10 protein-coding genes are annotated in these 15,532 nt (G+C 43.1%); 1 reads left to right on the forward strand and 9 read right to left on the reverse strand.

All coding sequences use genetic code 11. The features are described 5' to 3' along the window. Positions 1-23: 23 nt before the first annotated feature. The 7 genes from aroB to ACP69U_RS06955 form a co-directional block, all read right to left on the reverse strand. Complete coding sequence (aroB, locus tag ACP69U_RS06925; RefSeq protein ID WP_198330550.1) at positions 24-1,133, reverse strand: 3-dehydroquinate synthase; 1,110 nt, start codon at positions 1,131-1,133, stop codon at positions 24-26. 118 nt (positions 1,134-1,251) lie between these two features. Next, entirely contained in the window at positions 1,252-1,812 is a 561-nt protein-coding gene (aroK, locus tag ACP69U_RS06930) for a shikimate kinase AroK (protein ID WP_045453412.1), read from the reverse strand. 164 nt (positions 1,813-1,976) lie between these two features. Beyond that, positions 1,977-4,316 (reverse strand): type IV pilus secretin PilQ, encoded by a 2,340-nt coding sequence (pilQ, locus tag ACP69U_RS06935; protein ID WP_198330549.1) that lies wholly within the window; start codon positions 4,314-4,316, stop codon positions 1,977-1,979. Positions 4,317-4,343: 27 nt separating this feature from the next. Beyond that, on the reverse strand, positions 4,344-4,877 hold the full coding sequence (locus tag ACP69U_RS06940) for a pilus assembly protein PilP (protein ID WP_055124829.1): 534 nt from the start codon (positions 4,875-4,877) through the stop codon (positions 4,344-4,346). Next, positions 4,877-5,611 (reverse strand): type 4a pilus biogenesis protein PilO, encoded by a 735-nt coding sequence (locus ACP69U_RS06945; RefSeq protein ID WP_045453405.1) that lies wholly within the window; start codon positions 5,609-5,611, stop codon positions 4,877-4,879. The genes ACP69U_RS06940 and ACP69U_RS06945 overlap by 1 nt, the downstream gene beginning before the upstream one ends. Next, positions 5,608-6,270 carry a PilN domain-containing protein gene (locus ACP69U_RS06950; RefSeq protein ID WP_426138194.1) on the reverse strand — a complete coding sequence of 221 codons (663 nt, stop codon included), beginning with the start codon at positions 6,268-6,270 and terminating at the stop codon, positions 5,608-5,610. The genes ACP69U_RS06945 and ACP69U_RS06950 overlap by 4 nt, the downstream gene beginning before the upstream one ends. Continuing rightward, complete coding sequence (locus ACP69U_RS06955) at positions 6,270-7,325, reverse strand: pilus assembly protein PilM (protein WP_426138195.1); 1,056 nt, start codon at positions 7,323-7,325, stop codon at positions 6,270-6,272. The genes ACP69U_RS06950 and ACP69U_RS06955 overlap by 1 nt, the downstream gene beginning before the upstream one ends. Positions 7,326-7,518: 193 nt before the next feature. On the opposite strand from ACP69U_RS06955, the gene ACP69U_RS06960 reads away from it, so the two are divergent. Continuing rightward, the gene (locus ACP69U_RS06960) at positions 7,519-10,167 is read left to right on the forward strand and encodes a penicillin-binding protein 1A (RefSeq protein WP_426138196.1); all 2,649 of its coding nucleotides are present in this window, start codon (positions 7,519-7,521) and stop codon (positions 10,165-10,167) included. A gap of 322 nt (positions 10,168-10,489) precedes the next feature. Here the strand turns inward: ACP69U_RS06960 and ACP69U_RS06965 are convergent, their stop codons facing one another. Together ACP69U_RS06965 and rpoC are read right to left on the reverse strand one after the other, a co-directional pair. Beyond that, the gene (locus ACP69U_RS06965; RefSeq protein ID WP_426138197.1) at positions 10,490-11,011 is read right to left on the reverse strand and encodes a DUF6586 family protein; all 522 of its coding nucleotides are present in this window, start codon (positions 11,009-11,011) and stop codon (positions 10,490-10,492) included. Positions 11,012-11,178: 167 nt separating this feature from the next. Beyond that, the gene (rpoC, locus tag ACP69U_RS06970; protein WP_055124834.1) at positions 11,179-15,411 is read right to left on the reverse strand and encodes a DNA-directed RNA polymerase subunit beta'; all 4,233 of its coding nucleotides are present in this window, start codon (positions 15,409-15,411) and stop codon (positions 11,179-11,181) included. Between the last annotated feature and the right edge of the window lie 121 nt (positions 15,412-15,532).

Genomic DNA, 15,532 nt, shown 5'->3' on the forward strand with positions numbered 1-15,532 from the left:
ATGAGCACTAAAGCTTTAAGACATTATACGCGGTGTTGTGACAATACCTCGAGTAAAAGATCTTCATCGAAATCATTGGTCAATACGGCCTGACCTAGTGATTTTAACAAAATCAGGCGGATTTGTCCGTGTTTCACTTTTTTATCATGTCCCATCAAGCTTAGCGCCGTTTGTGTATCAATGCGTGGCGGGGTGATAGGCAAATTTGCTAAGGTTAAAATACGCTTAATACGAGCAACGTCCTCAGCCGTTAACCAACCCATTTTCTGTGATAACTCTGCGGCTTGTACCATGCCAGCAGCAACTGCCTCACCGTGTAGCCAATTACCATAGCCTTCATGGGTTTCAATGACATGACCAAAAGTATGACCAAAATTTAACAATGCTCGCACGCCTGACTCTCTTTCATCTTGCGCGACGATATCGGCTTTATACTGACAGCAGCGTTTTACGGCATCACCAAGTACCGCTAAATCCAAATCCATCATCGCCGGCAGATTGACTTCCAGCCAATCTAAGAACGTGATATCCATAATGAGCGCGTATTTAATGACCTCAGCCAACCCAGCTGACAACTCGCGCGCTGGCAAAGTCTTGAGCGTACTCATATCAGCGAGTACCATTTGCGGCTGCCAAAAAGCGCCAATCATGTTTTTGCCTTGAGGATGATTGATGCCCGTCTTACCACCAACGCTCGAATCCACTTGTGACAGTAGCGTGGTTGGAATCTGGATAAAATTTACACCACGCATAAAGCTTGCAGCAGCAAAGCCCGTCATATCGCCCACAACGCCACCACCTAAAGCAATAAGCGTAACGTCACGATTGAAATGCGCTGCCATCAATACATCGTAAATTTGATTGATACTGGTCTGATGCTTATATTGCTCACCATCTGGCAATACGCAAACACGCACAGTGAACTGCTCTGTTAACTCTTTTTCTAAAGCGTTTAGGTATAAAGGCGCAACAGTATCATTAGTGACAATCAATACTTGGCGACCACGAATATAAGGTGTGATCATCTTTGCCATACTGTTGTGATTTATCGCTGTTTTCTCAGTAATGACGATTGGATAGTCATGGCTTTGCGTATGAACCGTTAAACCGTCATGAAACAGTGGCGTTGCCATTAAACACTCCCTAAGCATTTTGAATGAGATAAAAGTAGCTGAGCTTAACTAGGGCGCGTCCTGATTTTTATCGCCATTTTTAAATGAGGACACGCCTTGATAAAGTTTATCATTATGGTTAATTTTCTTTATCTTCTGGTGCTATAGCAGTCGAGTCAGTAAATGACTCTAGTTGCTGTAAAAGCTGATTGACCATATGACGGGGATAAGTATGACCAGTTGGCATAATAATATGAGCGACTTGGCGATATAAGGGATCACGAGTGCTATATAAATCTTGCAAGATTTTTCTAGGATTTGGCTGCTGTAACAGTGGTCGTGATTTGTCTTTAGCCGTGCGAGCCATTTGCACATCAACTGGCGCATTCAAATAAACCACGATACCGCGCTGATGCAAAAACGCTCTGTTTTCAGCACACATCACAGCGCCACCACCTGTCGCTAAGACGATTTGGTCTTTTTGAGTCAACTCATCGATGGCGCGCGTTTCACGCTCACGGAAGCCCGCCTCGCCTTCTTTAGCGAATATCCAAGCAATGTCAGCCCCTGTCTGCGATTCAATGTACCAATCACTGTCTACAAAGGTGCGCCCCAACTGCTTAGCCAGCAATTTACCGATGGTTGTCTTCCCTGCTCCCATCGGCCCTACTAAAAACACCGACGGCAATTCCTCCACCATAATACTTACTCAGCTAAATTAGCTATGATACAACGTCATTGATATTCTGGCTAGTAATGAGCGTTGATTATTGTTAGTAAAATTCAATCAATATGAAAATTTTCCCATAAAAAAAGCAAGCGTTGATGCTTGCTTCTTTTGAGCGAAAACCAATCAATAAATGATTAATCTATGCGGCTAATACCATCATTGATTAATTTTGGCGTGATAAATATCAATAACTCTTCTTTAGAATTACTACGCACGTCTTTACGGAAAGCGCGACCAATATAAGGCAGATCTCCTAAGAAAGGTACTTTATCGACACCATTGCTGGTACGATTCTTAAAGACACCACCCAACACAACCGTTTGACCATCTTCAACAATAACATTGGTCGAAATAGAGTCTTCAGCAATAGCAACCTGATTGTTAATAATGGTCGGCGTACCGTTAGTGATTAACAATTGCAAGCCGATTTTACCATCTGGGGTGATATTTGGTGTGGCCTCTAAACTCAATGCTGCTTCTTTAAAGCTAGTGGTAGTTGCTCCACTGGCAGACGCTTCTTGATAAGGAATCTGCGTCCCTGAAGAGACTTTCGCCGTTTGCTTGTCTGCTGTCAGAATCTTCGGCGTAGAAATCACTTCACCGCGATTATCCGCTTGCAGTGCTGACAATTCAAGATCAAGCATCACATCTGACATGCTAAGCAAGCCAAAGGCAATACTACCAGCAGGGTTGGCAACCCCTAAATCGACGTTTAAGTTATCAGGACGAGTAATATCGTATGAAGGATAAGAAACTGTTTGACCATTTACCGTCGTCGTTTCTACATCGAAGTCTTTTAAATCCCATAGCGTTTGATTACTACCACCGACCAATAAATTACGGTTGTTAGCAGCACCATTTGACAAGATACCCCAACGAACCCCAATCTCTTTACTAAAGCTATCAGTGGCACTCACAATACGCGCTTCAATCATGACCTGACGGACTGGAATATCAATTTTACCAATCAATTTATGGATATTTTCGATACTGTCAGCCACATCTTTAATAATTAAAGTATTGGTACGTTCATCTACCGTTACCGTTCCACGATTAGACAATAAGGTATTGTTATCAGCAGCATTTGCATTGCTGCCACCTGATGAGCCACTGCCTTGAGAAATAAGTGTCAAAACATCTGGCGCTTTTGCATAGCTAAGACGAATATATTCTGTGCGTAATGGCGCAAAAGACTCAACTGCTTGCTGTGCTTCAAGCTCACGTGCTTCCTGCTCAGCAAGCTCGGTGGAAGGCGCAACCAAAATGACATTGCCATTTTCACGCTTACCAAGATTCTTACTCTTTAGAATAATATCTAGCGCTTGATCCCATGGGACATTAATCAGGCGTAAGGTGATATTGCCCGCGACTGAATCACTAGCCACAATATTCATTTCTGTGAACTGCGCTAGGATATCTAAGACACTACGAATCTCAACGTCTTGAAACTCCATAGATAGCGCTTCACCGCTATAGACTTTTTCTTCAAGTGTTGGCTCACGTAGTAGCTCAGGTTTTCTGATATTAATATTCAGCTGATTGCCTGATTGATAAGCCTGATACTCATAATCTTCTTTGACATTAATAGTGATTACACCATTCTGACCTTGGTTTTTAGTATCAATACTATCAACCAGACCACTATTAATATTCAAACGGCGCAATAAATTTCTTGGCACGGTGCTACCCGTTAAGCGTACCACTAACTTGTTGCCTTGACGTTGTACATCAACGGGAATGGCTTCATTGGTAAGTGCGATGCTAACGTTGCCACCACCATCATTTCCTGCGGCAAAATTGACGGCACTCAAACCATCATAGCTATATTGCTTACTCACTTGCGATGCAGCAAGTTGTGGGCTTAATAATGGGTTAACTCTGACCACCATGGTATCAGCAGGCACTTGGTTTTTAACCACCGTTTTACTGGCTATATTGACTGCCGGTGCACTACTGGTTTCTACAATCGGTGTAACGACTGCTGTCGTCGTGATCGCATTATTGTCATTGAGTACGTCTTGGATAGGATCATTGGTCATTACTGGACGATTAGGATCGGTAATGGTTAATAGTAAATCGTTACCCTCAATCGATGTCGTATAGTTACCTGCCTGTTTTAGCTCAACAATCAGGCGCGTAGTACTGTCACTATTCAACGTCGTGACCTTATCAATCATACCAATATTGTATTCATTAAAGCGACTAGCAAGTCCATTCTGCACTTTTTCAAAATCTAGTACCAAACGGCTAGGGTTATCAAGCTGATAGGCGGCAGGTAACACTGGTAAACCGTCAAATCCCAAACGCATTTGCGTCACTGATGGTGCAGTTTGTACCACAGAAACTTCGTTAATGCGCTGTGCGGCATGGGCACTATTACTCACTGCTACCATGCTGATTGCCAATGCTGAAATGGCAAAAGCAGAAGATACGCGGTTGCTCATCATCATTACCTTGTTATTGCGTACTGTCATTATTTATTCCTCAAAAAATCTGCCGACTTAGCTTATGGGTGAAACCAACGACTGGGGTTTTTCAACAAACCCAGCGCGGCTGTCTGGCACAATTTCAATCAAGTTAATCTGGGTCGGCGTGATTTCAACAATACGGCCGTCATTTAGTCCAAGATAATCACCTACTTTCACACTCGCGACTGAACCATCAGGGCGTTGTACCAACGCATATCGCTGACCTTCAGGTGAAATTACGACACCACGAAAAATCAGTTGCGATAGCTCATATTGCTCAAGAGGTTCTTTCACTCTGGTAATGTCAGGACGCACACCATCGATGGAAGTGGTAGGACCTTGGACATTGACTAAACTCGGTGGTAAGAATGGACTGCGCTGTGCGCTGGCACTATAAACAAAGTCTTCTACTAGCTCAGCTTTGGGCGGTGGTTCAATAGGTTGAGCTGGCTGATTACGGATATCGGTCATTGATTGCTCTGCCATACCAATGCGATCCGCACACCCTGTCATGGACAATACAGCCATGCTTAAAACCAATAGCGTAGGCAGTTTTTGAATATTCATTAGTTGCCTCCTGCATTATCAGTGGTTGCAGCGTCAGTGACAGCAACCGTTTCATCACCCTCAGGGTCAGCTTCTTTTGAACGATAGGTTTTGGTTTGTAATACCAAATTAAGCTCCGGTAAAACATCCAATGTCGGCTGCGGATTGCTAACCTCAAAATCATGCATAGTAATGATTCGTGGTAAGGCTGCAAGACCACTAATAAAGCTACCAAACTGATGATATTCGCCCAAAGCAGCAATGCGGATAGGTTGCTCAATAAAAAATTCGTTTTCAATCTCAGGCTCTACTGAAATGTCTTGAAAACGTATATTGCTGCCGACACCCGTCATGTTAATGCCCTCAACCAGCTCTGATACACGCGTATCTTTTGGTAGCTGATCGAGTAAGGTATTGAACTCAGCTTCCATTTGGACAACTTGCTCTTGGTAAGCTTTTAAATGACGCGCGCGTGATTCTTTTTCACGATAGCTATCAAGTAACGTTTGTTGCTGGCTCTCAGCAGCATTGATCTCATCGATTTTACTACTAATCGGTAAAGCCCACGCCAACGCTGCGATGAGCGTAATGATAAGCCCTATTACCGTTACCTTTACAGGTAATGGCCAGCTGCCGTAGTTTTCAGAGTCTAACGACTCAAAACTGCGGCGAAACTCCTGTAAATCAAACTGTTGCTTTGGTTTCAAGGCCGTTTTTTTGGTTTTAATCAAGCTTTTTTTACGGTTAAGCTTCATAACTCACCTCCAGGTACAGTGGTACCGTCAGCACCTTCTACAGGAACGGCTGTTTCCGACTGTACTTTGGTCGTGATCACAAACTGTACATAACTGTCTTCAGGATAAATAGGACGCGGCTGTTCACCAGCGGTGACCGTATTATTAAGCACTGGTGCAGATTCATAAGCACTGATATTTTGTTGGATATTACTAACGGCTGAATCACCCATCCATTTACTATCATCAAGATTACGAATCAAACTTGATACAATATTTGGATTATCAGCTCGACCTGTCAGCGTCAAAACATCGCCTTCACGTTTGAGGTTATTCAAATAAAGTGCCGGCGGGATAGCTTTAGCAAGATCATCCCATAAACGAACAGGCACAGGACGTCGACCCTGCAAGTCTTGAATGACTTGCATACGTGAAATGATATCGTCACGGCGCTGCTCCAGACTATCAATTTCAGTCAAAGCCGTATCTAAAAGCACATTTTCTTTTTCAATCAATGCGTTCGCATCAAGTTGTTCATCAAGCTCGTTGTTAAAGTAGCTCCATGAAGCAAATGCAGCCAATAAAGTAAGCAAAGTCACTGCCACTACTAACGTGAGAAATTCTTTATTGCGACGCTCGCGCTCTTCTTGGCGCCAAGGTAATAGGTTAATACGAGCCATTAGTCGAAGCTCCTTAACGCAAGACCGCATGCAGCCATTAAAATTGGTGCATCAATGGCCAGTTGCTCATTATCGATATTTGGTGCAATAGTCATATTGGTAAAAGGGTTGGCAATACTGACAGTTACCCCAAGTTTTTGCTGTGCCATGCCAGCAAGACCAGCAATAGAGCTACTACCACCAGCAAGAACCACATGATCGATACTACTGTATTGGCTTGAAGAGAAGTAAAATTGCAATGAGCGAGTAATTTGTTGAATGGTATTCTCAATGAAAGGCGTCAATACATCAAAGTAGTAGTCATCTGGTAAGGTACGCTCACGCTTACTGATAGCCGCTTCTTCAGCAGATAGTCCATAACGATTTTGTATCGCTTCTGTCAACTGAACACCACCAAATAGTTGTTCACGGCTATAGATAAACTCACCGTTCTTAGCGATATATAAAGTCGTTTGATTATGACCAATATCTATCAAAGCCACTAATTCAGGGGCATTTGGCAAGTTATCTACCATGAGTCCGAAAGCACGCTCTATCGCATGGGATTCGATATCCATAACCTTCGTTTGAAGACCACCAAAGGTTAAGGCATCAACTCTTTGGTCAACATTCTCCGAGCGTGATGCGGCAAGTAAGACTTGCACCATATCATCACTTACTAAAGAAGGTCCTAAAACTTCAAAGTCTAAGTTGACGTCTTCTAATGGATAAGGTATGTATTGATCAGCATCTAAACGTATTTGAGCTTCGCGCTCAACATCGCTTAGCGCAGCATCCATATCAATAATTTTAGTAATCACTGCTGATCCTGATACGGCAGTTGCAGCACTACTACCAGCGACGTGACAGCGCTTAGCTAAGTTAGCAATGATATGACCGACCGCTTCAGTGTCTACAAGAAGTTTATCGACGACTATACCTTCTGGCAATCTTTCGATGCCATAAGATTTTAGATGAAACATACCTTGTTGGCGCTCTATGTCAACCAACTTCACTGAAGTGGCACAGATATCAACACCAATCAAATGTCGACTTTTTGAAGTAAATAGCCTCACAAACTCTATACCTTATATTAAGTGTACAATCTGATAGTTATTTGTAATAATTCAGTACAATACTTTACTTAACAGATAGATTCAAGCATTTAAATAAGTTATTAAGGTCAACTTACACATTTATTATGACCTGCTGATTTTGTTCAAGGTATAATACATTATCTGTTGCAAATTTTAATTGATAAGTCTTCTTATGACCAAAAAAAATGCTACCGCCCGTCTCATTCACTTTTTGGTGGGGCTTGTTATTGCCTGCTTGGCATTGGCAGTTATCTTAGCACTTGCTGTGCCCATTGGTTTTTATGGGATGGCGATGTATTTATCGCCTACCCTGCCCAGTATTCAAGAGATTAAAACAGCGAATTTAGAGATGCCATTACAGATATATAGTAGTGATGACAAACTCATTGGCCAATATGGTAACCGTTTGTCTTTACCTGTTACTTTTGAAGATATTCCTGAAAATTTGACTCACGCTTTTTTAGCAGCAGAAGATGCGTCCTTTTTTCAGCACAGTGGTATTAGTATTAAAGGTCTTGGTCGCGCGGTGACAGAAGTAGTAACTGATGACGACAGCCAAACGGGCGGCTCTACCATTACTATGCAGGTTGCCAAAAACTATTTCTTAAGTCCAGAGCGCACCTTAAATCGTAAATTAGTCGAGCTATTTTTAGCACGTAAAATAGAAGATGAGCTCAGTAAAAATGATATCTTGACGCTTTATGTCAACAAAATCTATCTAGGCGAAGGCGCTTATGGTATCCGCGCCGCGGCCAAAAAATACTATAGTAAATCCCTAGAAAACCTCACAATTGCTGAAACAGCAATGTTGGCAGGTCTACCCAAAGCCCCTTCTAAATATAATCCTGTTGCCAATCCCAGTCGCGCGCTGACTCGCCGCAACTGGATTATTGGACGCATGCACGAGTTAGGCTATATCAGCAAAGCACAACGCGACGAAGCGATCAGCTCACCAGTAGGCATTAACCTCTATAAAGAGAAGCTCGACGTCAATATGCCGTATTTGGCAGAAATGACACGCTCTACCTTAGTTGATCGCTATGGTGAGCAAGTGATGCATAGTGGATGGCGAGTACGCCTTACGGTTGATAGCAAAGCACAGACAGATGCGGAAGCGGCGGTACTGACCGGTTTGGTGGCTTACGAACATCGTCATGGTTGGCGCGGGGCTGAAGCAAATGATGAACCGCTAGAAAATTTCCGACGCTATAGCAATATGACTCCTGCCAAAGTCACCAAGGTTAATGCTCGCAGTTTTGAGGCGATAATGCCCTCTGGTGAGAATGTGACCGTTGGTTGGTCTGGGATGAGCTGGGCACGCAAGTATATTTCTGCCAATCGTATTGGTTACTTTCCTGACAACGCTCGCCAAATTGTCAATAAAAACGATATCATTCGTTTGATACCGACCGCGAATGGTAATTGGCAGTTGGGACAAATTCCCAAACTACAAGGAAGTCTGGTCTCATTGAATCCAGAAACTGGCGCTGTTAAAGCATTGGTCGGTGGCTTTGACTTTAATCACAGTAAATTCAATCGTGCTCTACAAGGCTGGCGTCAACCAGGCTCAACCATTAAACCACTTGTCTATACCGCTGCTCTAGAAAAAGGCTATCGCCCAGATAGCATTGTTTCGGATCGACCGATTCAAGTAGGTGACTGGAAACCGAAAAATTCTGATCAACGTTTTTTAGGCGAAATCACTTTACGCCGTGGACTGTATTTATCTCGTAACTTAGTCTCTATTCGTCTCTTACAAGCCATTGGTATCTCTGATACGCGCGACCTATTAGATGAATTCGGACTTGATAAAGAAAAGCTACCGACGACTTTGTCGTTAGCGTTAGGTGCAGGACAAGCAACACCGTTACAAATGGCAACAGCCTATGCCACGTTCGCGAATGGCGGTCACCGTGTACAGCCGTATTTTATCGAACAAATTTATAATTATAATAATAACCTCCTCTTTCAGGCAAACCCACGCCAAGCGTGTGCCACCTGCTTCAATGAAAAACTTGAAGACCTCAATAGAAATCTCATCGAAGATTATAAGAAGTCAATTGAAAATGAAGACAGTGCTATCGATGATGAAGTGATGGTTAAAGAACAAAATTTAGAAAACAGTGATAACATTGAACAAAACGGTAAAGCGCTAAATTTAAAGGTTTATGATGCTAGTCCACAGGCCGATCGCTTAAAAGCGCCAGCGGTTCAATATGCAGTGGCTAAGCAAGCACCTCGAATCTTACAACCCAGAGTCGCTTTTGAGATGGCAGATATCTTACGTGACGTCGTACAGCGTGGTACGGCAGTACGAGCCAAGGCTTTAGGTCGTGATGATATTGGTGGCAAGACTGGTACCACCAATGAAGCAAAAGACGCTTGGTTTGCAGGTTTTCATCCTACCAATGCAACTGTCGTATGGATGGGTTTTGATCAACCATCAACCATGGGTCGTCGCGAATATGGTGGTGTGGCAGCCCTACCCGTTTGGATGGATTTTATGAAAGCCCAACTTAAAGATACGCCTCATCAGTGGGTATCTATCAATAACCGCGCCAAATCGAAAAAACAAAAGCAAAAAATTATAGAAATGACTGATGATGGTATTCTGGCCGATGATGAAGATACGGATAGCAGCGAATCAGAAAAACCAGTTAAGACGCAGGCTCAACAGCGTAAATCACCACCAACTGAGCCTGTTGAAGCACAAACTAGCTCTCAAGCAGCCAAACCTAGTAACAGTCGTAGTAATGATAGCGTGCCGCAAAACCCTTTATCGGTAACACCCGTTGAGCGCATGCCACCGATACCAGAGTAGACAACCATTAATAATATAAACTTATGACGCAAAAAAAGGCTTATTTAGCACTCGCTAAATAAGCCTTTTTTATACTTAATATTTTGATCAATACCACTCTATTAAAGAATAGTCATCAGTCAACTATAGTCAAAGTATTTTTAAATCGCTACAGTGCTGCTGGGATAAAATTTTCGCAGCCTCTGTGAATACAGCAAGCAAGTAAAATTTTTACCAGTAGCACCATAATACAATCGTATCGGTTTTATTTTTCTTTGACTATAGGACACGTCTTCATTTTAAAAATGGTGATAAAAATGAGATAAAATTTTAATAACTATTTTTAGAACTCAACCATACCAGCACGTAGTTGCTCAATCAGCTCTAAAAACTGCTGACGCCATTCTCGTATGGTCGTCTCATCTGGCAGCCATTGATTCGACAAGGTCACAACGTTAACAATAAGATCAGGTGAGGCAGTATTGCTTGGTGTTTGATCTACGATAGTATCTGGTGGCACGGCGTACAGACAACGCTGATACGCACGCTCTACATTGGCCAAAAAACCCTGCTGCTGTAACTGCTGTAATCGCTGAATCTCAGGCGATACTTGGGTACGCTCGCTCAATGCTTGCTCAATATCTGACAATGTTGGTGCGCTCATGTTTAAACTATAAAAATAACCTAGCTCTTGGGTGAATGCGAGAAAGGCACCGTATAGATGAAAAATAGCAGTTTCACAATGGGCTTGGTATAGCTGCTTATCATCGGTACTTCCCGCTGCTTGGCAGGATAGACGACAGAAATACAGTTTTTGATTGGTTCTATCTGCTTGATACTTGGCAACGCGGGTTTTACCTGCCATTTGCGACTTATCCTTATATAAAGTGTAAATTAGGGCATATTTTCCAGTGTACTATTTTTTTAGATAACAGTACCATGCATTTCTCACTTTATTGCACACACAAAAAAGCCAGCAACTTAGGCTGGCTTTTTATCAAATTAACAATAAATCAAAGACGCTTAATACTATTAATTATCCTGATTAAGCTCTTGTGCAAAGGCTTCATCAAAGCTTGCAAAGTCTTTACTATCCGTGCTCGCTGACATATCAAATGCTGCATTGTCAAACCCTGCTTTAAGATCTTTATCTAGCAGTTTTTGCTCCGCTTTCTCTTTGCGTGCTTTATGATAAGCCAAACCAGTACCAGCAGGAATCAATCGACCAACAACGACGTTCTCTTTCAGACCACGTAGTTCATCCACTTTACCAGTCACGGCAGCCGCAGTTAGTACACGGGTCGTCTCCTGGAATGATGCTGCTGAGATAAAGCTTTCTGTTGCCAGACTTGCTTTGGTGATACCTAGTAATTGACGCTCGAACTGTACTGGGAATTTATCTTCCGCTTCCAGCTTAGCATTCAATGCTTTGATATCAGAGTACTCTGCTTGATCGCCTTTAAAGTGGTTTGAATCGCCGCCATCGGTAATTTCAACTTTGCGCAACATCTGACGAATAATCACTTCGATGTGCTTATCGTTGATTTTTACACCCTGCAAGCGATAAACGTCCTGTACTTCGTTAACGATATAATCAGCAAGTGCAGTCTGACCTTTCAAACGTAAGATATCATGCGGGTTCTGTGGACCATCAGCGATCACTTCACCACGTGCTACCGTTTCGTTTTCAAAGACGTTGATTTGACGCCATTTCGGGATTAGCTCTTCATGAATCTCACCATCTTCATTGGTGATGATGAAGCGGTTTTTACCTTTGGTCTCTTTACCAAAGCTAACCACACCTGTCATTTCTGCCATGATGGCGTGATCTTTCGGACGACGTGCTTCGAACAAGTCAGCAACACGTGGTAGACCACCGGTAATATCTTTAGTACCTGAAGAGGCTTGTGGTACACGACCCAAAATCGAACCGGCTGCTACTTTTTCACCATCGCTGACGCGAATGATGGTTTCAGCTGGTAAGAAGTAAACCACTTCTTTACCTTCGTCAGTGTTCAAGATAATCGCAGGACGTAAGTCTTTTGCTGAACTTGAACGGTCACGAGTAGCAAGAATCTCAAATGAGCTCATACCAGTCGCATCATCAACTTTTACGGTAGCAGTTAAGCCATCCGTAATCTCACTGAAGCGTGCAGTACCAGCAAATTCTGTGATAATAGGATGCGTGTGCGGATCCCATTTAGCGATGGTTTGACCAGCATCAACCTGATCTTCGTGTTTCACAAGCACGCTAGAACCATAAGGCACTTTATAGCGTTCACGCTCACGACCAAGCTCATCGGTCAAGGCGATTTCAGCTGAACGCGATACGATGACTAAGTGACCATCGGTATGTTGAACCGTTTTCATGTTTTCGAAATGCGCTTGACCAGCACTACGAACTGAGATGCTGTTATCCACTGATGCTGAGCTTGCTGCCCCGCCCACGTGGAATGTACGCATCGTTAACTGAGTACCTGGTTCACCGATAGACTGTGCCGCCATAACACCGACTGACTCGCCGATATTCACTTTATGACCACGAGCCAAATCACGACCATAACACTGTGAACAAACACCATGCTCAACATTACAAGTAATAACTGAGCGTACCCAGATATCATCAATCGCATTGTTATCAAGCACGTTTACCCAATGCTCGTCGATCAAAGTACCTGCTGGAATCAATACCTTATCGGCATCATCGTTATAAGTCACATCACGAGCCGTCACACGACCTAGTACTAACTCACCTAACTTCTCAATGATTTCACCACCTTGAATATGTGGTTTCATGAGCAAGCCTTGCTCAGTACCACAGTCATCACTGGTAATAACCAAATCTTGTGCCACATCAACCAAACGACGCGTCAAGTAACCTGAGTTAGCCGTTTTAAGTGCCGTATCCGCAAGACCTTTACGTGCACCATGCGTTGAAATAAAGTACTGAAGTACGGTCAAGCCTTCACGGAAGTTTGCTTTAATTGGCGTTTCGATAATTGAACCATCTGGCTTAGCCATCAAACCACGCATACCAGCCAACTGACGAATCTGCGCCGCACTACCACGAGCACCAGAATCTGACATGATAAAGATAGAGTTGAATGACTTCTGCTCTTCTTCTTCACCTTTGGCGTTCATGATTTTATCAGTGGCTAAGTTGTCCATCATCGCTTTAGCGACTTTGTCATTGGTACGTGACCAGATATCAACCACTTTGTTATAGCGCTCACCAGCGGTCACAAAACCTTGCTCGAATTGATCTTCGATTTCGCGAACTTCGCCTTCTGCCACTTCGATGATTTGCTTTTTCAGTGGTGGAATGACCATGTCATCAATACCGATAGACACACCAGACAATGTCGCTTGGGCAAAACCAAGATACATCAATTGGTCAGCAAACATGACACTTTCTTTAACGCCAACTTTACGGTAGCAAGAGTTGATCAAACGAGAGATGTTTTTCTTCGTCATCTCTTGGTTACATTCATCAAAAGACATACCTTTAGGCATGATGTTCCAGATCAATAAACGACCTGCAACCGTTTCTTTTAAGCTGATTTCTTTAGTCTCATTGCCGTCTTCATCGATATGCGTCTCGGTGACACGCACTTTGATCTTAGCGTTTACATGCAAATCGTTTGAACCAATCGCACGCAATGCTTCATTAACGGTGGCAAAAATCATGCCCTCGCCTTTGGCATTGATAGACGAGCGACTGATGTAATATAGACCCAGTACAACATCCTGTGACGGTACGATGATTGGATCACCGTTCGCAGGCGACAAGATGTTATTGGTAGACATCATTAGCGCACGTGATTCAAGCTGTGCTTCTAGCGTCAATGGCACGTGAACGGCCATTTGGTCACCATCAAAATCGGCGTTGAACGCGGTACAAACGAGCGGATGCAATTGGATTGCTTTACCTTCGATAAGTACTGGTTCAAATGCTTGCAAGCCCAAACGGTGAAGCGTTGGTGCACGGTTAAGAAGCACTGGATGCTCACGGATAACCATGGCCAGCATATCCCACACTTGCGGCTCTTCACGCTCTACCATCTTTTTGGCAGCTTTAATCGTGGTCGCTAAACCATGAGACAATAATTTGTTATAAGTAAATGGTTTGAATAATTCAAGTGCCATTTTCTTTGGTAAACCGCACTGATGTAGACGTAGCGTCGGACCAACAACGATCACCGAACGACCAGAATAATCGACACGCTTACCAAGTAAGTTCTGACGGAAACGACCTTGCTTACCTTTGATCATATCAGCCAAAGATTTCAATGGACGCTTGTTACTACCAGTGATCGCACGACCGCGACGACCGTTATCAAGCAAGGCATCTACTGATTCTTGCAACATACGCTTTTCGTTACGTACGATGATATCAGGGGCGCTCAGCTCAAGCAGACGCTTTAGACGGTTGTTACGGTTGATCACACGGCGATACAAATCATTTAGATCTGACGTCGCAAAACGACCACCTTCTAGTGGTACTAGCGGACGCAAATCTGGTGGTAGTACTGGCAAGATGTTCATCACCATCCACTCAGGCTTGTTATTAGAATCACGGAAGGCTTCTAATAATTTAAGACGCTTAGACATCTTTTTAAGCTTGGTTTCAGAACCAGTTTGCGGAATCGCTTCGCGCAAATCATCGATTTCAAGATCTAAATCGATATCTTTCAATAGGTCTTGAACCGCTTCAGCACCCATTTTGGCAGTGAATTCATCGCCAAATTCTTCAAGGGCCTTATAATAGTCTTCATCATCAAGCAGTTGATACTTCTCTAGAGAAGTCAAACCTGGCTCAGTAACGATATAGCTTTCAAAATACAGAACGCGCTCGATATCACGTAGCGTCATGTCTAGCAATAGACCGATGCGGCTTGGTAATGATTTTAAGAACCAAATATGCGCCACTGGACTGGCTAGGTCAATATGACCCATACGATCACGACGTACTTTCGCAGTGGTCACTTCTACGCCACATTTTTCACAGATAACGCCTTGGAACTTACGGCGCTTATATTTACCACATAAACATTCAAAGTCTTTTACTGGGCCAAATATTTTGGCACAAAATAGACCATCACGCTCAGGCTTGAACGTACGATAGTTAATAGTTTCAGGCTTTTTTACTTCGCCATGTGACCATGACTTGATTACGTCAGGTGAGGCTAATGTAATTTGGATGCTATCAAACTCTTGGTTACCGTTGCCGGTAGGGCTTTGCATGATATCGAGTAAATCTTTCAAGTTGCTTCTCCGTTATCTTTATAATCATCTGACAGCGTATTATTGACGCAAATAAGATGAATGAAGGCAATGAACAGGGTTGAGACAAATCACTAAAAGCAGCAGCGATGCGCGTACTGCT

The sequence above is a fragment of the Psychrobacter sp. TWR1-1-1 genome (genome assembly GCF_049895865.1).
GTDB lineage: Bacteria > Pseudomonadota > Gammaproteobacteria > Pseudomonadales > Moraxellaceae > Psychrobacter > Psychrobacter immobilis_A.